General features: G+C 78.9%; 17 protein-coding genes. 6 read left to right on the top strand and 11 right to left on the bottom strand.

All coding sequences use genetic code 11. The features are described 5' to 3' along the window. Nucleotides 1-23: 23 nt before the first annotated feature. The 6 genes from BM048_RS09515 to hemE form a co-directional block, all read right to left on the bottom strand. Nucleotides 24-1,955 (bottom strand): reprolysin-like metallopeptidase, encoded by a 1,932-nt coding sequence (locus tag BM048_RS09515; RefSeq protein WP_139224402.1) that lies wholly within the window; start codon nucleotides 1,953-1,955, stop codon nucleotides 24-26. Nucleotides 1,956-2,090: 135 nt separating this feature from the next. Further along, nucleotides 2,091-3,059: a porphobilinogen synthase gene (gene hemB / locus BM048_RS09510; protein ID WP_090032764.1), complete on the bottom strand. Its 969-nt coding sequence runs from the start codon at nucleotides 3,057-3,059 to the stop codon at nucleotides 2,091-2,093. Nucleotides 3,060-3,139: 80 nt separating this feature from the next. Then, a complete protein-coding gene (locus tag BM048_RS09505; RefSeq protein WP_090032657.1) occupies nucleotides 3,140-4,054 on the bottom strand; it encodes a uroporphyrinogen-III synthase in 915 nt (304 codons plus the stop codon). Continuing rightward, complete coding sequence (gene hemC / locus BM048_RS09500; RefSeq protein WP_090032655.1) at nucleotides 4,051-5,052, bottom strand: hydroxymethylbilane synthase; 1,002 nt, start codon at nucleotides 5,050-5,052, stop codon at nucleotides 4,051-4,053. The genes BM048_RS09505 and hemC overlap by 4 nt, the downstream gene beginning before the upstream one ends. A gap of 172 nt (nucleotides 5,053-5,224) precedes the next feature. After that, entirely contained in the window at nucleotides 5,225-6,715 is a 1,491-nt protein-coding gene (locus BM048_RS09495; RefSeq protein ID WP_090032653.1) for a protoporphyrinogen/coproporphyrinogen oxidase, read from the bottom strand. Next, complete coding sequence (gene hemE / locus BM048_RS09490; RefSeq protein WP_090032762.1) at nucleotides 6,712-7,791, bottom strand: uroporphyrinogen decarboxylase; 1,080 nt, start codon at nucleotides 7,789-7,791, stop codon at nucleotides 6,712-6,714. The genes BM048_RS09495 and hemE overlap by 4 nt, the downstream gene beginning before the upstream one ends. A 9-nt stretch (nucleotides 7,792-7,800) precedes the next feature. Here hemE and BM048_RS09485 point away from each other — a divergent pair, with 9 nt between their 5' ends. Both BM048_RS09485 and BM048_RS09480 read left to right on the top strand, forming a co-directional pair. Then, nucleotides 7,801-9,123: a glutamyl-tRNA reductase gene (locus BM048_RS09485; protein ID WP_239078764.1), complete on the top strand. Its 1,323-nt coding sequence runs from the start codon at nucleotides 7,801-7,803 to the stop codon at nucleotides 9,121-9,123. Between the two features lie 125 nt (nucleotides 9,124-9,248). Further along, entirely contained in the window at nucleotides 9,249-9,473 is a 225-nt protein-coding gene (locus BM048_RS09480; RefSeq protein ID WP_139224401.1) for a hypothetical protein, read from the top strand. Between the two features lie 46 nt (nucleotides 9,474-9,519). Here BM048_RS09480 and purB read toward each other — a convergent pair whose 3' ends face one another. From purB to BM048_RS09465, 4 genes are read right to left on the bottom strand one after another with little or no spacing between them, the layout of a single operon-like run. Then, nucleotides 9,520-10,992 carry an adenylosuccinate lyase gene (gene purB, locus BM048_RS09475; protein ID WP_090032647.1) on the bottom strand — a complete coding sequence of 491 codons (1,473 nt, stop codon included), beginning with the start codon at nucleotides 10,990-10,992 and terminating at the stop codon, nucleotides 9,520-9,522. A gap of 51 nt (nucleotides 10,993-11,043) precedes the next feature. Further along, nucleotides 11,044-11,523 carry a sensor histidine kinase gene (locus BM048_RS19035; RefSeq protein WP_308439500.1) on the bottom strand — a complete coding sequence of 160 codons (480 nt, stop codon included), beginning with the start codon at nucleotides 11,521-11,523 and terminating at the stop codon, nucleotides 11,044-11,046. Further along, nucleotides 11,520-12,176, bottom strand: coding sequence for a histidine kinase dimerization/phospho-acceptor domain-containing protein (locus tag BM048_RS19030; RefSeq protein WP_308439501.1), 657 nt, complete (start codon nucleotides 12,174-12,176; stop codon nucleotides 11,520-11,522). Before BM048_RS19030 ends, BM048_RS19035 begins: the two co-directional genes overlap by 4 nt. Beyond that, a complete protein-coding gene (locus tag BM048_RS09465; protein WP_239078765.1) occupies nucleotides 12,173-12,862 on the bottom strand; it encodes a response regulator transcription factor in 690 nt (229 codons plus the stop codon). Before BM048_RS09465 ends, BM048_RS19030 begins: the two co-directional genes overlap by 4 nt. Nucleotides 12,863-13,132: 270 nt before the next feature. Here BM048_RS09465 and BM048_RS09460 point away from each other — a divergent pair, with 270 nt between their 5' ends. The 3 genes from BM048_RS09460 (at nucleotide 13,133) to BM048_RS09450 (ending at nucleotide 15,660) form a co-directional block, all read left to right on the top strand. After that, nucleotides 13,133-13,813: a DUF305 domain-containing protein gene (locus BM048_RS09460; RefSeq protein ID WP_090032643.1), complete on the top strand. Its 681-nt coding sequence runs from the start codon at nucleotides 13,133-13,135 to the stop codon at nucleotides 13,811-13,813. 162 nt (nucleotides 13,814-13,975) lie between these two features. Then, the gene (locus BM048_RS09455) at nucleotides 13,976-14,299 is read left to right on the top strand and encodes a hypothetical protein (RefSeq protein ID WP_090032642.1); all 324 of its coding nucleotides are present in this window, start codon (nucleotides 13,976-13,978) and stop codon (nucleotides 14,297-14,299) included. A gap of 23 nt (nucleotides 14,300-14,322) precedes the next feature. Next, nucleotides 14,323-15,660, top strand: a complete 1,338-nt coding sequence (locus BM048_RS09450) for a hypothetical protein (RefSeq protein WP_139224400.1) — start codon at nucleotides 14,323-14,325, stop codon at nucleotides 15,658-15,660. A 43-nt stretch (nucleotides 15,661-15,703) separates the two neighbouring features. Here the strand turns inward: BM048_RS09450 and BM048_RS09445 are convergent, their stop codons facing one another. Further along, nucleotides 15,704-16,084, bottom strand: a complete 381-nt coding sequence (locus tag BM048_RS09445; RefSeq protein ID WP_090032638.1) for a phage holin family protein — start codon at nucleotides 16,082-16,084, stop codon at nucleotides 15,704-15,706. A gap of 150 nt (nucleotides 16,085-16,234) precedes the next feature. Between BM048_RS09445 and hisC the strand changes: the two genes are divergently transcribed. Beyond that, complete coding sequence (hisC, locus tag BM048_RS09440; RefSeq protein ID WP_090032636.1) at nucleotides 16,235-17,290, top strand: histidinol-phosphate transaminase; 1,056 nt, start codon at nucleotides 16,235-16,237, stop codon at nucleotides 17,288-17,290. The last annotated feature ends 382 nt before the right edge of the window (nucleotides 17,291-17,672 follow it).

The raw sequence follows: 17,672 nt of genomic DNA, 5'->3' as shown, positions 1-17,672 counted from the left end.
CCGCGGCCGGTGCCGACCCCCTCTCAGGGGCAGACGACCAGCACGAACGGCTGCGACTCCGCGGTGACCGGCACGTCCCCGGTGCCCGTGACCCGCACCCGGTACCCGGCGCCGCCGGGGAGCGTCGCGGCGGGCGTCCACGTCCAGCTCCCGGCGCTCGCGGGCACGCCGGTGGCCAGGGTCCTGACCGACCCGTCCGCGGCGACGAGGTCGACCCGCACGGTGCCGCCGAGGCTCGTCGCCCCCGCGGTCCAGCCCACCGTCGTCGTGCGGCCGGTGCCGAGGGCCCCGGTCGCCGGCGAGGTGACCGCGAGGGGCACCGCGCTGCGGTAGGCGGCCACCGTGGGCGCGGTGAGCGAGAGCAGGAGGCGGTTGTCGGCGGCGTTCGCGGCCCTCGCGGGGGCACCGAGGGGCGCTCCCCCGTAGAGCTGGTCGGGGTTGGAGAACCGCAGGATGCGCCCGCACCCGGCGCACGCGTTCTGGTAGGCCATGACCGTGCGCCAGCCGCCCGCGCGGTCCACCCAGTCGTAGCCGTAGTCGGCCAGCGGCGTGCCGGACCAGTCGCCGCGGTCGTGCGCCGCGCCGAAGTTGTGGCCGAGCTCGTGCGTGAAGCTGTACTGGGACGTGGCGCACGACCGGGCGACGACCGAGAACGCCAGGCCGGCGTACCCCGCGCCGCCGGCGACGTACCCGATGCCGCAGGACCCGTTGGACGTCCCCTCCACGACGAGCGAGACGAGGTCGGCGCGGGAGGTGTCCCGCAGCGCCAGCAGCGTGTCGTTCCAGCCGTCGGCCTGCCGGAGGGCATCGAGCGTGGCGACCGTGACGGCGCCGTCGGTCGGCACCTCGACGGCGCGCGCCAGCCGCAGCCGGGCGGTGACGCCGGAGTCGACGAACGCCATGTTGGTCTGCGCGACCGCGTGGGAGATCTGCGCCTCGATGCGGCCCTGCCCGCCGGCGGCCACGCGCGCGGCCGTGGTGTACCCGACGAGGACGTCGGCGACGGGGACCGCGCCGCCGGCGGTGACCGCGGTCGCGGTCGCGGTCGAGGCCGTGGCGACGGCGAGGGCCCCCGCGTCCGCCGCCGCGTCGCCCGCGGGGGCGTCGGTCAGCGCCTCGGCGGGGGCCCGGACGCCGTCGTCGTGCTCGGGGCGCGCGTCGGGGTCGACCTCCTCGACGCGGCCGGTGCCGTCGGGGTCGGCGCGCAGCGCGTAGACCGTCCCGTCGGGGCCGGTGACCGTGCCCGCGAGGTACCCCTCCCGCTCGACGATCACCGTCGCGGCGTCCGGGTCGTCGACGAGCCCGCCCTCCCAGACGGTGGTCGAGGGGTCCGCGGCGGTCGGCGCGGCGAGCGCGACGTCGAGGGTCACCCCGTCGAGCAGCCCGAGCGTGACGGTGGTCGGTCCGGTCTCGTCGGCGCCCTCGGTCGCGAGGCCCGGGGCCCCGCCCGCCATGGGGTTCGTCACGGGATCCGCCGCGGGTCCGGGAGCGGGCAGGGCCGCGACGTCGAGGCGGACGTCCTGGGCGCGCGCCACCCCGGGCGGCCCGCCCCCCTCGGGCTCGCCGACGGCCCGGCTCGCGACGGCGGCGCCGAAGGGGCTCGCGGACGGCGTGGCCGTGGAGGGGTCGAGGGCGGAGGTGGCGGGGGTCGCGGCGGCGAGCGCCGACGGGCCGGCGGCCGGCGGCGTCGCGGCGCCGGCGGACGTGGCGCGCCGCGGTGTCGCCGACGAGGCGCCGGCCGTGAGCGGCTGGGCGGGGACGTCGGTCCCGGCGCGGGGGGCGGCCGTGCCGGACGTGCCGGCAGCACCCCGACCCGTCGCGGTGCGCGCGTCGACCCCGCAGGCCGCGACGCCGCCCGTCAGCGCGAGGACGGCCAGGCCCGCGACGACCCGCCGCAGCGGCACCCGCCCGGTCGGCGAGGGCGAGCCGGTCCCCCGGCGGTGCACACGTCCCATACCGGGCCGGTCGACCGACCCCGCGGAGGCGGTGAGCGGCACCTCGTCGGGTCACCCGGGCGGCGCCGGGCCCGTCACCCGGCCGGACGCCGGCCCGTCACCCGACCGGACGCCGTGCGGGGGACGGCGCCCCGGTCAGCGGCCCTCGGCCAGCCAGCCGGCGAGCTCGGTGGCCCAGTACGTCAGCACGACGTCCGCACCGGCGCGCCGGATGCCGAGGACGGACTCCTCGACCGCCCGCCGCCGGTCGATCCACCCCTGGGCGGCGGCCGCCTCGATCATCGCGTACTCCCCGGACACCTGGTAGGCGGCGACGGGCACGGTCGAGACCGCCGCGACGTCCGCGAGCACGTCGAGGTAGCTCATCGCGGGCTTGACCATGACGACGTCGGCGCCCTCGGCGATGTCGAGCTCGACCTCGCGCAGGGCCTCGCGCCGGTTGGCGGGGTCCATCTGGTACGCGCGGCGGTCGCCCTGCAGCTCCGACTCCACGGCCTCCCGGAACGGCCCGTAGAACGCCGAGGCGTACTTCGCGGCGTACGCGAGGACCGCCACGTCGCCGTAGCCGGCCGCGTCGAGGGCGTCGCGCACGGCTCCGACCTGGCCGTCCATCATCCCGGACAGGCCCAGCAGCGCCGCCCCGGCCTCCGCCTGCGCGAGCGCCATGTCCACGTACCGCACGAGCGTGGCGTCGTTGTCGACGCGCCCGTCTGCGGTCAGGACGCCGCAGTGCCCGTGGTCGGTGAACTCGTCGAGGCACAGGTCGGCCTGCACCGACAGCGCGTCGCCGACCTCCGCCGCGAGGTCGGCCAGCGCGACGTTGAGGACCCCGGCCGGGTCGCTCGCCATCGTCCCGACCGCGTCGCGGTGCTCGGGGATGCCGAAGACCATGACCCCGCCGAGCCCGGCCTCCGCCGCCTCGACGGCCGCGCGCCGCAGGGAGTCCCGCGTGTGCTGGACGACCCCGGGCATGGCCTGCAGCGGGCGCGGCTCGTCGAGCCCCTCCCGGACGAAGACCGGCAGCACGAGGTCGGACGCGTGCACGCGGTGCTGCTGCACGAGCCGCCGGACGGTCGGCGTGGCGCGCAGGCGGCGCGGGCGCACGCGGCCCGGGACGGCGACGCGGGGGACGTCGCGGGTGACGCCCTCGGGGGTGGTGCTGGTCAGGCTGGTGCTGGTGGTGGTCACGGGGTCCTCCGGTGGGGACGGGGCGGCGGGGTGGTCAGGACGGCCAGGAGCGCGGCGACGAGCGCGGCGGCGGTCGGCCGGTCGGCGACGGCGTCCACGCGCAGCCCGTGGCGCTCGGCGGCGTCGCGGGTGGTGGCGCCGATGCAGGCGGTCCGGGTGGTCGGGGGCGGCGGCCCGAGGCGCGCGAGCACGGCGTCGACCGCGGAGGGCGACGTCAGCAGCACGCCGTCGACCGCGCCGTCCCGCCAGGCGGCGACGACCTCGGGCGCCGGGTCGGGCCCGTCGACCGTGCGGTAGGCGACGACCTCCGCGACGTCCCAGCCGCGGGCCCGCAGCCCGGTCGGCAGCGTGGGCAGCGCGCGGTCGCCGCGCGGGAACAGGACCCGGGCCCCGCCCGCGGGGGCCGGCGGCCACACGGCGAGCAGCCCGGCGGCCCCCGCGGCGACGGCGGCGGGCGGCACGAGGTCCACGCGCACGCCCGCGTCGCGCAGCGCCCGCGCGGTGCCCGGCCCGACGGCCGCGACCCGCGCACCGCCGGCGGCGACCACGTCGGGCAGCGCCTGCCCCGACCGGGCCGCCGCCTCCAGGAGGGACGCGACGGCGGCCGTGCTCGTCACGGCGAGGCGCGCGTAGCGGCCCGCCGCGAGGGCGGCCAGCGCCTCGTCGAGCGGGCGGGGGTCGGCGGGCGGGGCCGTGACCAGCAGCGGCACGACGAGGGCGCGCGCGCCGGCGGCCTCCAGCGACGTCCGTGCCGCCGGGCCGCCGGCGGGGGTGCCGGGGACGAGGACGAGCGGGCCCGTGCCGCCCGGGCCTGCCGACGGACCTGCCGAGGGGCCTGCCGACGGGCCTGCCGACGGACCTGCCGACGGACCTGCCGAGGGGCCTGCTGACGGGCCTCCGGCCTCGCTCACCTGGCCGCCCGCAGGTCCGCGACGTCCGCGGCGCCCGCGTCCAGCAGCGCCTCGGCCAGCCCGGCGCCCAGGGTGGCCGCGACGGCGGCGTCGTCGGGGTGGTCCGTCGCGGCACTGGGGTCGGCGGCCGGGGCGGGCAGGGGGGCGCTGGCCTCGCGGTGCACCGCGCGCCGGCCGTCGACGGCGACGACGGCCGCCCGCAGGTGCAGCACGGGGCCGGTCCCGCCCTCCGGCGACCGCCCCTCGTCGATCCAGGCGGTGGCGCCCACGGGCGCGGCGCAGCCGGCCTCCAGCTGGGCGAGCACCGCGCGCTCGGCCAGGACCTCGAGGCGGGACGTGCGGTGGTCGAGCGCGGCGAGGGCCGCGAGGAGCGCGGGGTCGGCCTCGTCGGCCCGCACCTCGACCGCCAGCGCCCCCTGCGCGGCCGCGGGCACCATGAGGTCGGGCCCGAAGGTCTGCGTGACGGCCTCCAGCCGGCCCAGCCGCGCCAGGCCGGCCCGCGCGAGCACCACGGCGTCCAGGTCGCCGGAGGTGACGCGGCCCAGGCGGGTGTCGACGTTGCCGCGCAGGTCGACGACCTCCAGGTCGGGACGCGCGGCCCGGAGCTGCGCCGCGCGCCGCGGGGAGCCGGTGCCGACCCGGGCGCCCGCGGGCAGGTCGGCCAGCGTCCGGCCGCCGCTCGCGCACAGGACGTCCCGGGTGTCCTCGCGCACGGGCACCGCCGCGATGCGCAGCACGGGGGCGGCGGCCGTCGGCAGGTCCTTGAACGAGTGGACGGCGACGTCGCACCGCCCGTCGAGCAGCGCGTCGCGCAGCGCCGTGACGAAGACGCCCGTCCCGCCCAGGCTCGAGAGCGGCGCGGTCGACACGTCGCCCTCGGTGCGGACGTGCACGGTCTCGACCGCGGGGCAGCCGAGCGCCACGAGCGCGTCGGCCACGTGGCCGGTCTGGGTGCGGGCGAGCGCGCTCGCGCGGGTGCCGATGCGGACAGCGGGCATGCGTCCAGTGTCACCCCGTCGGTCGGGGGCGCGAAATCCGCCGGGAATGTGCCGTGGACACCGGTCGGGGGCGTCCCTCAGAATGCTCGCGGGGTCGCGGTCCCGGGCTCTGTGGCGCATTCTTGTGAGCCTTTCCTGACGGACCGTCAGGACGATCCTGACAACGCGTCAGTTACGCATTTCTCCGGGGGTCCCGGGCGTCGGCCGCGCTCGCGGGCAGGCCTCCCCGGACGCACGTCCGAGCCGTGACCCGGGCGTGCGGGACGACCGAGGCCAGGCCGTTGCCGGCCACCCACGCACCCGTCAGCAGGACCCCGGGCAGGGCGGCGGCCGCCGTGGCGACGGCCTCCACGGCCGCCCGGTGCGCGGCGCTCGGGCGGGGCAGCGCCTGCGACCACCGCACGACGGCCGACGCCCGCAGCGCGGCCGCCGCGAGCGGCGTCCCCAGCAGCGTGCCCGCGTCGGCCAGGGCCGTGGCGACGAGCGCCTCGTCGTCGGCCCCGGGGTCCTCCCCGCCGCGCCCGTAGGACAGCCGCAGGACGTGCCGCCCCGGTCCGGCCTCCGCCGCGAGCCACGCCCACTTCGCCGTGGCGTGGGTCAGCGCCTTCGCCGTCACGTCCCGCGCCTCGGGGGCGACGAGCACGCCCGTGCCGCGCGGGGCGGCGTCGAGGGCGGGGGCGTCGACGACGAGGGTCACGAGCGCGATGCGCGCCCCCGGGTCGGTGGCGGTGCCCGCGGGGACACCGGGGAGCAGCGAGGCCGCGCCGGGCGTGGTCAGGACCAGGGCCCGCGCGCGGGTCGGCGCCGCGTCGCCGGCCACGTGCAGCACGTGCACCGGGTCGGGCCCGTCGGCCGCGTGGCCCCCCGAGGACGTCCGTGCCGCAGTGAGGCCGGTGACCTGCGCACCCGTCCGGACGGTCCCGCCGGCGGCGACGAGGTCGTCGAGCAGCGCCCCGACGAGCCGGTGCAGCCCGCCGGCGACGCCGAGCACCGCGCTGCCCGCGGGAGCCGCCGCCCGCTGCGCCGCGACCGCGCGGGCGAGCGACCCCGAGCGTGTCCGGGCCCGGGCCTGCGCCAGCCCTGGCGTCACCGCGTCGAGGGCCAGCGCGTCGGGGTCGGCCGCGTGCACCCCGCCGACCACGGGCCGGACGAGCCCGGTCAGCACGGCGTCCCCCATCCGTGCGCGCACGAGCCCGCCGAGGGTGGTCTCTCGCGCGCCCACGCGGGCGGGGAGCACGAGGTCGAGCGCGGCCCGGGCGGCGGCGCGGCGGCCGAGCGTCGCGCGCACGTCCGCGGCCCACGGGTCGCCGGGGATGCCGAGCACCCCGGTCCGCGGCAGCGGCCCGTCTCCTCGCGGGGAGTGCACCCAGGAGCCGCCCTCCGCGGGCCTGACCAGCGCCTCCGCGAGCCCGAGCTCGGCGGCGAGGGCGGCCACGGCCCCGCCGCGCGTCGCGAAGGACTCCGCGCCGGCGTCGAGCGCGAGCCCGTCCACGCGGTGCGCCGCCACCACCCCGCCGACCTCGTCGCGGCCCTCGAGCAGCAGGACCTGCCGCCCGCCCCGCGCGAGGTCGCGCGCGGCCACGAGCCCGGCCACCCCGCCGCCGACGACGACGACGTCCCAGGCGTGGGGGTCCCGGGCGTCGCCGTCCGGCGCCGCGGTCACGCCTCCCCGACCTCCACGTCGTGCACGAGCCGCACGACGCGGGTGAGCACGTCGGGGTCCGTCTCCGGCGGGACGCCGTGGCCGAGGTTCACCACGTGCCCGGGGGCGCCGGCACCGCGCGCGAGCACGTCCCGGACGTGCGCCTCCAGCACCGGCCAGGGCGCGAACAGCAGCGCGGGGTCGATGTTGCCCTGCACGGGGGTGGTGCCGCCGAGGCGGCGCACGGCCTCGTCGAGCGGGAGCCGGTGGTCCACCCCGACGACGTCCGCGCCCACGTCGCGCATGGCGACGAGCAGCTCGCTCGTCCCCGTGCCGAAGTGCACGGTGCGGACGCCCAGGTCGCGCACGTGCCCCAGCGCCCGCGCCGACGCCGGCGCCACCCGTGCCTCGTAGTCCGCCAGCGACAGCGACCCGGCCCAGGAGTCGAAGAGCTGCGCGGCGCTCGTGCCCGCCTCGACCTGGGCCCGCAGGAAGGTGCCCGTGACGTCGGCCGCCCAGGTCAGCAGGTCGTCCCAGACCGCCGGGTCGGCGTGCATGAGCGTGCGGGCGGCCAGGTGGTCCCGCGACGGCCCGCCCTCGACGAGGTACGCGGCCAGCGTGAACGGCGCCCCCGCGAAGCCGATGAGCGGCGTGGTGCCCAGCGCCGCGACCGTGAGCGCGACGCCCTCGGCCACCGGCGCGAGGCGCTCCGCGGTCAGGGGTCCCAGGTCGCGCAGCCGCGCGACGTCGTCGGCCGTGCGCACCGGGTCCGCGATGACCGGCCCGACGCCGGGCTTGATCTCCACGTCGACGCCGACGAGCCGCAGCGGCACGACGATGTCCGAGAAGAAGATGCCGGCGTCCACGCCGTGCCGCCGGACGGGCTGCAGCGTCAGCTCCGACGCCAGCGCCGGGTCGAGGCACGAGTCGAGCATCGCCGTGCCCGCGCGGGCCGCCCGGTACTCCGGCAGCGACCGCCCCGCCTGCCGCATGAACCACACCGGACGGGTCGCCCCGCCCCGTCCGGTATACGCCTGGACGAGGGGCGAATTCGTCGTCCGGCCGTCGACGAGGGGGTGCTGCTGTGGGAGGCTCACCACACGATTGTGCCGGACAATTACCGGCGTGTTTCAATCGAGCACGTGGTGCTCGTCAGTCTCGTCGCGAGCCACCACGACCTCGACCTGTCGGTGCTCGACAGGCTCTCCACGGATGCTGCGGCCGTCGGAGCCGAGCTCGTGGCGGCCAGGGGTCCGGTCCGTGGGGCCGTGACCCTCGCCACGTGCAACCGTCTGGAGCTCTACGTCGACGTGCCCGACGCCGACGCGGTGGGCGACGCCCGCACCGCGGTGGCCCGGGCGGTGGGCGCGCGCTCCGGCCTGGCGCCCACCGACGTGGCCGCGCACCTGCGGCTGCTCGTCGACCGCGAGGTCAGCGCGCACCTGTTCGGCGTCGCCAGCGGCCTGGAGTCCATGGTCGTCGGGGAGCGGGAGATCGCCGGCCAGGTGCGGCGCGCCCTCGCCTCCGCGCGCCGGGACGGCACGACGACCCCGGACCTCGAGACGCTGTTCCAGGCGGCCTCGCGCTCGTCGCGGGCGGTCGAGGCGCGCACGGGCATCGGTGCCACCGGGCGGTCGGTCGTCGGGGTCGCCCTCGACCTGGCCGAGCGGGACCTGCCGGACTGGTCGGCGGTGCGCTGCGTGCTCGTCGGCACGGGGTCCTACGCCGGTGCGAGCCTCGCGGCCCTGCGCGCCCGGGGCTGCGGCGACGTCCGCGTGTTCTCCCCGTCCGGCCGCGCGGGGGACTTCGCGTCCGCCCGCGGCGTCGACGCCGTCCCGCCGGGGCGCGACCTGGCCGACGAGGTGCGCGACGCCGACCTCGTCGTCGCCTGCAGCGGCGCGGCCGGGCCCGTGCTCACCGCGGAGCACCTCGAGGCGGCCCGGCACGAGGCAGGTCGGGACGGTGCCGCGCCGCGCCCGCTGACCGTGCTGGACCTGGCCCTCCTGCACGACATCGACCCCCGCGTGGGGGACCTGCCCGGCGTGCACCTCGTCACGCTGCACACGGTCGCCGAGCACGCGCCGGACGAGCACGCGGCCGTCGCGGAGGCGCGCGCCGTCGCCGCCGAGATGGCGGCGGGGTTCGAGGCGGAGCGGCGCATCCGCGCGTGGGACCCGGCGGTCGTCGCCGAGCGCACGCGCGTGCTCGGCGGGCTCGAGGCGGCGCTGGCCGCCCTGCCGGAGGACGCCCGCGACGAGCGTGCCGAGCGGGCGCTGCGCCGGCGCGTGCGGCGCGCGCTGCACGGGCCGACCGTGCGCGCGCGGGCGGCGGCCCGCGACGGCGACGGGGCCGGCTTCGCCGCGGCCCTGGCGCAGCTCGCCGCGATCGACGTGCCGGTGCTGGCGCTCGACGCGGGCGCCCCGGCCTGACGCCACGGCCCTTCGGTGCCGTCCTCGGTGCCGTCCTCGGTGCCGCCACCGGCGCACCCCTCGGTGCGCCCCTCGGCGCGCGGGGCGGACCGACCTGGGCGAGCATCGGGGCAGAGGCGGCGCACGTGCGCCGCGCACACCGCCACCCCGAGGAGACCCGCATGTGGATGTTCCTGTCCCGAGCGCTGCGGCGCTGGGTGATCGCCGCCGTGCTGGTGCCGCTGGGCGCGAAGGCGCTCGGCGCCGCCGGCCGCGGCCTCGAGCGCCGGTCCGGTCGCACCCGCCTCACGCGCGGTGTCCAGGGCGCGGCGGACCTGCTCGGTCGGCAGCGGCGGCGCGGGCGCCGCTGACCCCTCGTCGTCCGGCGCGCAGCGCGCCGGAGGTGGCGAGCGCCCGTCAGCGCGGCGCGTCCTCCAGGTGCCCGACGATCGACGCGGCCAGCCCCGTGTAGGTCGCCGGGGTCAGCGCGGCCAGCCGCGCGGCGGCCTCGTCGGGCAGCCCGAGACCCGCGACGAACTCCCGCATGTCCTGCGCCGTGAGCCGGCGGCCGCGCGTGAGGTCCTTGAGCCGCTCGTAGGGGTTGTCCATGCCGGGCACCCCGGCGACGGCCGCGGCGCGCATGACGGACTGCACGGGCTCGCCGAGGACCTCCCAGTTCTCGTCGAGCTCGCGCGCCAGCAGGTCCGTGTCGACGTCGAGCGCGCGGAGCCCGCGGCGGACGTTGTCGATGGCCAGCAGCCCGTGCCCGAAGGCCGGGCCGATGTTGCGCTGGGTGGTGGAGTCCGTCAGGTCGCGCTGCAGGCGACTGGTGACGAGGGTCGCGGACAGCGTGTCGAGCAGCGCGCACGAGATCTCGAGGTTGGCCTCGGCGTTCTCGAACCGGATGGGGTTGACCTTGTGCGGCATCGTCGACGAGCCCGTCGCGCCCGCCACCGGCACCTGCCGGAACACCCCGCGCGAGATGTAGGACCACACGTCCGTCGCCAGGTTGTGCAGGACGCGGTGGAAGCGGGCGACGTCGGCGTAGAGCTCGGCCTGCCAGTCGTGCGACTCGATCTGCGTGGTCAGCGGGTTCCACGTCAGGCCGAGGCGCTCGACGAACGTCCGTGCGACGACCTCCCAATCCGCCCCGGGGACCGCCACCACGTGCGCGCCGTACGTGCCCGTGGCGCCGTTGATCTTGCCGAGGTACTCGTCGCCCGCCACGCGCCGCAGCTGGCGCCGGAGCCGGTGCGCGAGGACGGCCAGCTCCTTGCCCAGCGTCGTCGGCGTCGCGGGCTGGCCGTGCGTGAGGGCCAGCAGCGGCACCTCCGCGTACCGGTGCGCCAGGGCCGCGACCTCGTCGACGAGGGCCGTGGCGGCCGGCGCCCACACGTCCCGCACCGCGCCGCGGACCATGCGGGCGTACGCCAGGTTGTTGACGTCCTCGCTGGTGCAGGCGAAGTGCACGAGCTCGGCGGCGGCGGGCAGCACGGTCGGCCGGCCCAGCACCTCGGGGGCGGCGGCCAGGCGGCGCTTGAGGAAGTACTCGACGGCCTTCACGTCGTGCACCGTCGTGCGCTCGATCTCCGCCAGCTCGGCGATCTCGTCGGCGCCGAAGGACGTGACGACCTCGCGCAGGTAGTCGGCCTCGACGGCGTCGAGCGTCGGGGCGCCGGGCACCACGCCGTGCTCGGTGAGGTGCAGCACCCACTCGACCTCGACGTGCAACCGCTCCCGGTTGAGCGCCGCCTCCGACAGGTGGTCCACCAGCGGGGCGACCGTCGGGCGGTAGCGGCCGTCGAGCGGGCCCAGCGCGATGGCCGGCTCGACGTCGGCCAGCACGACGCGCGCGGGGACCGGGGGCAGGGCGGTGTCGGGGGCCGTCATGGGCGTCATGATCCCACCGCGTCCCCCACCGCCGGACGGGGTGCCCGTGCCTCAGCCGGCCGTCGGACGCGGGGCCGGGCCGTCCGCCGCGGCGAGCGCCAGCACGACCTCGGTACCGCGCCCGGGCCCCGGCGACGTCGCGGTGAGCGTGCCGCCGTGCGCCTCGGCGAGGGCCCTGCTGATCGCCAGGCCGATGCCCGAGCCGCCGTGGTCCCGGTCGCGGGCGGTGTCGGCGCGGTAGAAGCGCTCGAAGACGTGCGGCAGGTGCTCCGCCGCGATCCCCTCGCCGGTGTCGGCGACGCGCAGCAGCACGCGGTCGCCCTCCCGCCGCGCGTCGAGGACCACGCGCCCGCCGCGCGGCGTGTGCCGCAGCGCGTTGCTGAGCAGGTTGTCCAGCACCTGCGCGACCCGGTCGGCGTCGACGTGGACCACGGCGTCCGACGAGCCCGTCACAGTCAGCTCCACTCCCGCGGCGACGGCCCGGTCCGCCGCGGCCCGCGCCGCGGCGTCGAGCAGCGCGCCAGCCGTCACGGGACGCCGGTCGAGGACGAGCTCGCCGCTCTCGGCGCGGGTGACGGCGGCGCGAGGTCCCCGGCCAGGCGCGTGAGCCGGTCGCCCTGGGCGCGCAGGACGGCGACCGTGCCGGCGTCGAGGGGCTGCACCCCGTCCTCGACCGCCTCGAGGTAGCCGACGAGCGTCGCGACCGGCGTGCGGAGCTCGTGCGCGACGTCGGCCAGCAGCCGCGAGCGCAGCCGGTCCGCCTCCGCCAGGTCGTCGGCCATGCGGTTGAAGGCCGCGGCGAGGTCGTCGAACTCCGCCCCCAGCCCAGGGGGTGCGACACGTGCGCCGTACCGGCCGGCGCCGATGCCGGACGCGGCGTGCGCGAGGGCGCCGAGCGACCGGCCGACCCGGCGCGTGAGCAGCGCGCACACGGCCAGCGAGGTCACCGCCGCCGCCCCGAGGGCGAGGGCCAGCGACCAGCCGCCGGCCGAGCGGAACGCCTCCTCGGCGTGCAGGACGGCGGCGTCGTGGTCGTCGACCCCGGCCCGGACCATGTGCTCGTGGAACACGCCCGGCCCGACGGCGAGGGCGACGGCCGCGGCCGTGAGCCCGCCGACGAGCAGCACGAGCGCGAGGGCCAGCATGAGACGGGGGCCGAGGCCCCACCGGGTGGACGCGCTCACCGTCCCTCCCCGATCCGGTAGCCCACGCCGCGTACGGTCCGGACGACGCGCTGCCGCTCGGCCGTGTCGCCGAGCTTCTGCCGCAGGTGCAGCACGTGGACGTCGACGAGGTGCACGTCGCCCACCCAGCCCGGCCCCCACACCGCGTCGACGAGCTCGCGGCGGGTCAGCGCGGTGCCCGGCCGCGCGGCGAGCGCGTGCAGGACGTCGAACTCGGTGCGGGTGAGCGGCACCTCGACGCCGTCGAGCCGCACCTCGCGGGCCTCGGGGTCCAGCACCAGGGCCCCGACGACGAGGGGCGGCCGCGGCGGGCGCGGTGCGTCCGGCGCGGGTACGGGCCGGCGGGGCCGACGCATGAGCACCTGCGCGCGGGCGACGAGCTCGCGGGGGCTGAAGGGCTTGGTGACGTAGTCGTCGGCACCCGCGGCGAGCCCGACGAGCGTGTCGGCCTCCTCGGCCCGTGCCGTCAGCACGAGGACGTAGCAGTCGGAGAACTCGCGCAGCCGACGGCACACGTCGAGGCCGTCGAGCCCCGGCAGGCCGAGGTCGAGCACGACGAGGTCCGGGTCGACCTCGCGCAGCAGCGGCAGGGCGGCGGCGCCGTCGTGGCACAGCCGCACCTCGAACCCCTCGCGCTCGAGGTACCCGGCGACGAGCCGGGCGAGCGGCACCTCGTCGTCCACCACGACCGCCCGCCGCCGGGGCGGTCCGGACGCTCCGGGCGCGCCGGACGCGGGGGCCGGAAACGGCTGGGAGGAGGACTGCACCGCGTCATCATCGCGAGGACCCGGGTCGTCGCGGGCGGCGCGTGGGTGACGAGGGCGCGATCGACATCGGATCTTCATCGTGGCCGGGCCGCGGCACGGCCGGGGGCGGGTGATGCTGGAGGTGCTGTCCTGCACGCCCCCGTTCCCCCCCGCCCGGCCCCGTGCCGCGCTCACCCTCGGAGGTCCGCCGTGACCCGCTCGACCCACCGCCTCCTCGCGGGTGCGACCGCCCTCGTCGTCGCCGCCGGGCTCGCCGCATGCGGCGGGTCGGACGGCGGCGCGGGGGCGGCGTCGGGGGCGGCGTCGGGGGCGGACGGGGCGACCGCGTCCGCCGGCGCGACCCACGCCGCGGCCGACGTCGCGTTCGCGCAGATGATGGTCGTGCACCACGAGGGCGCGATCGACATGGCGGACCTCGCCGTGGAGCGCGCCGGCAGCGAGGACGTGAGGGCGCTGGCCGGGCGGATCTCCGCGGCGCAGGGGCCCGAGATCGCGACGATGACCGGGTGGCTCGAGGCGTGGGGCGAGGACGTGTCCGCGGACGCGGAGGCGGGCCACGACATGGAGGGTCACGACACGGAGGGCCACGACATGGAGGGTCACGGCGGGTCCGGGCACGACATGGCGGGCATGACCATGGACGGCCTGACGCAGGAGGAGGCGATGGCCGAGCTCGAGGGCCTCGAGGGCGCGGCGTTCGACCGGCGCTTCCTCGAGCTCATGGTCGCCCACCACGAGGGCGCGGTGACGATGGCCGAGCAGGAGCTCGAGGAGGGCAGGGCGCCGGAGGCGACCGAGCTGGCGGGTCGCGTCGTCGAGGACCAGACGGCGGAGATCGCGCAGATGCGGGAGCTGCTCGCCGGGCTCTAGGACGCGTGCGGGCGGACGGGGCGCCGGTCGCCCCCCGCGTCCCGGCAGTCGCGGGACCGGGGCCTGTCATCGGGCCGTCCCCAGCCCGTCGTCGGCCGCGCGCGCCCACGTCGCGGCCGCCGTCGACCCTGCGGGCGCCGGTGCGCTCGTACCGTCGCCCGCGTGCCGCTCTCCCCCTCGTCCGCGCCCGGCGCCGACCTCCCGGTCGACGTCCTCGTGCTGCTGCACCACGCGGCGGTGGCGGTGGCGTCGGCGCAGGCGGCGCTGCCGCCGGGGCTCGACGACGCCTGGCGCGGGCCGGCCGCGGACGGGGCGACGGAGCGGCTCACGCGGTTGCGGGTCGGCCTGGCCGCCCTGCGCGACGTGGTGGACGACCTCCCGGGTGCGGTGCGCGCCGCGGCGGGGGGCGGCGCCGGCGGAGCGTCGGTCGCGCCCTGGCCGACGGCTGCACCGGCGTCGTGGCGGTCGTCGCGGGGGTGGCCGTGACGGAAGGAGCTGCAGCCGGGCGGGTGGTGACCGGGTCCGTCGGCACGGCGGGGGTCGTCAGGCCGGGTCCGGTCGAGGTGCTGGGCGGGACCGGGCCGACCGTCGCCGACCTCGCGCTGCTCGCGGTGGTGGCCGCGCGCCTCGACGGCGTGGCCGCCGACCTGCGCCGCGCCGCCGCCGCCCTCGACGCGGCGGACCGGGCCCTCGCCGACCCGGGGCCGCCCGCCGGGTGGCCGGGCGGGATCCCGTCAGGGGCGCTCGCCGGGCGCGCGACGATCGCGGCAGCCGCCGCGCCGCCCCGGGGAGCGGCCGCTCTGGCCCGGTCCGCCGAGGCGCTGGCGGCGGACCTGCGTCAGGTGCGGGTGAGCTACGCGGCGGCCGACGACGGGGTGCGCCGCGCGCTGCTCGCCCTGCGCGCGCAGGTCGCGGCCGCCCGCGCGCTCCTGCCCCTCGACGGCGCGGGGACGGGGCGGGGTGAGGCGTGGACCGCGCTCGTCGGCGGGGGCCTGCCGGTCGCGGCGGTGACCGTGCTGGGTCAGGTCGTCGGTGGTCCCGGCGGCGTGCCGGTGGCCGCGGGTCGCCTCGCCGGGCTCGTCGACGGGCCGGGTGGGGACGGCGTCGTCGTGCGGCCCGTCGTCGACCCGCCGCAGGTGCCGGCGCCGCGGGACGCCGCCGGGGTGCTGGCCGCCGTGGGCGCGGTGGCCTCCGGCTGGGCCTGCCGGCCCGGGGCGCGGGCGGTGGTGGGCCTGCAGCGGCTCGACCACCCCGACGGGGGCCGGGCGTGGCTGCTGCTCGTGCCCGGGACGGTCGAGTGGCGGCCCGGGACGTCGGTCCCCGCCGACCTCACGAGCGACCTGCAGCTCGTCGCCGGGCGGTCCGACCCCCTGACGGCCGGCGCGCTCGCGGTGCTGGCGGGCGCGGGCGTCGGGCCGGACGAGCCCGTGCTGCTCGCCGGGCACAGCCAGGGCGGGCTCGTCGTGCAGGCCGTGGCGGGCGCCGCCGCCGGGACGTACGCCGTGCGGGGCGTGCTGACCGCCGGGTCGCCGGACGTGCCCCGCGCGCTGCCGCCGGGCGTCCCCGTCCGGCACTACCGCCACCCCACGGACCCGGTGCCGCAGCTCGACGGCCTGCCGGACGTGGTGGGCGGGGACGTCACCGTCGTGCGGCGGGACCCCGGCCTGCCGGCGAGCCGTGCCCACGGGCTGGGGGCGTACGTGGCGACGGCCCGCGCCGCGGAGGCCCTCGGGCCCGACCCGCGCACGGCCGCCGTCGACGCCGCGCTCGCGGCCGTGCTCGGGCCGGCCGGCACCACGGCGACGACGACGGTCGTCGAGCTCGCGCGGCCGCCGGAGGACCGGTGACGCCGCCCGAGGGCGGGACGGGTGGTCCCGGCCCGGCGCGGGCTCAGTCCCGGTCGCGCCGCGTCAGCGCGGAGAGCAGCCAGCTCACGACCGACACCACCAGGGCGCCGACGAACGCCGTGCCGAAGCCGTCGACGCGCAGGCCGAGCGTCGTCTGCTCGCTGATCCAGGCGGTGAGCAGCAGCATGAGCGCGTTGACGACGAGGTGGAACAGCCCGAGCGTGAGGACGTACAGCGGCAGCGACAGCACGGCGACGACCGGTTTGACGACCGCGTTGACGAGCCCGAACAGCAGCCCGACGAGCAGCACGACCCCGACCTGGCCGGGCAGGGTCTCCGCGCCGACCAGCCGCATGCCGGGCAGCAGCAGGGTGGCGACCCAGATCGCCGCCCCCGAGACGAGCACGCGTCCGACGAAGGCCATGCGGCGTTCCTGCCAGAGGCACCCCCGGGACCGCGGTCGGATCCCGGGCGGCCGCGGACGGACCCACCCGGGCACGCCTGCCCGGGCACGCCCGCCCGGGTGGCATCCTTGGCGACCGTGAGCCGAGACCGGGGCGGGGACCGTCCGCACGTGCCGCTGCGTCGCGCCCTCGCCGACCTGCCGCCCTACGTGCCCGGAGCGCGGGCGGCCGTCGGGGCCGCGGCCTACAAGCTCTCGTCGAACGAGAACCCCTACCCCCCGCTGCCCTCGGTCGTCGCCGCCGTGGCCGACGCCGCCGCGGACCTCAACCGCTACCCCGACATGTACGCCTCGGAGCTCGTCGAGGCGGTCGCGGCCCACCACGGCGTCGACCCGGCGGGCGTGGTCGCCGGGTGCGGCTCCGTCGCGGTCCTCGAGCACGTCCTGGCGGCGGTGTGCGAGCCGGGCGACGAGGTGGTCCTGCCGTGGCGGTCCTTCGAGGCCTACCCCATCGCCGTCCGGCTGGCCGGGGCGCAGGCGGTGCCCGTGCCGCTGACCCCCGAGGCGCGGCTGGACCTGCCGGCGATGGCGGCGGCCGTCACGGGCCGCACGCGCGTGGTCCTCGTCTGCACGCCGAACAACCCGACGGGGCCCGCGGTGCGCGCGCCCGAGCTGGCCGCGCTGCTGGCGGCCGTGCCGTCCGACGTGCTCGTCGCCGTGGACGAGGCCTACGTCGAGTTCGTGCGCGACCCCGACGCGGCCGACGGCCTGGCCGCCCTGCGCGAGCACCCGAACGTCGTCGTGCTGCGCACGTTCTCCAAGGCGTACGGGCTGGCGGGGCTGCGGGTGGGCTACGCGCTGGCCCGGCCGCGGCTGGCCGCCGGCATCCGCGCGGCGTCGACGCCGTTCGGGGTGAACGCCCTCGCGCAGGTGGCGGCCCTGGCGTCGCTGCGGGCGCAGGGGGAGATGCGGACCCGGGTCGACGCGGTCGTCGCCGAGCGGGCCAGGCTCCTGGCCGGCCTCCGGGCGCAGGGGCGCACGGTGCCGGACAGCGAGGCGAACTTCGTCTGGCTGCCGCTGGGCCAGGGCGCCGCGGCCTTCGCGTCCGCGGCCGCCGCCGCCGGGCTGCTCGTCCGGCCCTTCGCCGGCGACGGCGTGCGCGTCTCCGTCGGCGAGCCCGAGGCCACGGACCTCCTGCTGTCGTGGACGGCGGACCTGCCCGTCTGACGGACGGTCTGGCGGACCGTCCGACCCGGCCGGCTGACGGAGGCCGTCGAGCTCCGTCCGAGCTCCGTCCGGCCTGCGTCCGACCTGCCCGATTCCTCCCGGCTGCACCCGTAAGCCCGGCTGCGCGCCCGTTCCGGTGGCGCACCTGCCGGGGTCGCCCTAGCGTCGACGTCAGACGGGTCCTCCTGGACCCGGCCGCCGGCGTTCGTGCCGGCACAGCTGCACAGGCGGACCGCCCGGCCGGACGGGACGCCAGCACCGCGGCCACGGCCGCGGGCGGACCGTGAGCACACACGGTCCTCCCACCGTCCAGCACGACCGGGTGCACCCCGGGCAGGGCGTGCACCCCACCACGCAACGGCGACCGCCACGGGGCGGCCGC

Source organism: Cellulomonas marina (assembly GCF_900111925.1).
Classification (GTDB): Bacteria; Actinomycetota; Actinomycetes; order Actinomycetales; family Cellulomonadaceae; genus Cellulomonas; species Cellulomonas marina.
Note: the sequence above shows the minus strand (reverse complement) of the source record. Positions and strands in the feature narration are given on the sequence as shown.

Coding starts and splice junctions, on each gene's coding strand:
- BM048_RS09515 (WP_139224402.1), bottom strand. CDS start 1,955: ATGGGACGTGTGCACCGCCGGGGGACCGGCTCGCCCTCGCCGACCGGG.
- hemC (WP_090032655.1), bottom strand. CDS start 5,052: ATGCCCGCTGTCCGCATCGGCACCCGCGCGAGCGCGCTCGCCCGCACC.
- purB (WP_090032647.1), bottom strand. CDS start 10,992: ATGACGGCCCCCGACACCGCCCTGCCCCCGGTCCCCGCGCGCGTCGTG.
- BM048_RS09445 (WP_090032638.1), bottom strand. CDS start 16,084: ATGGCCTTCGTCGGACGCGTGCTCGTCTCGGGGGCGGCGATCTGGGTC.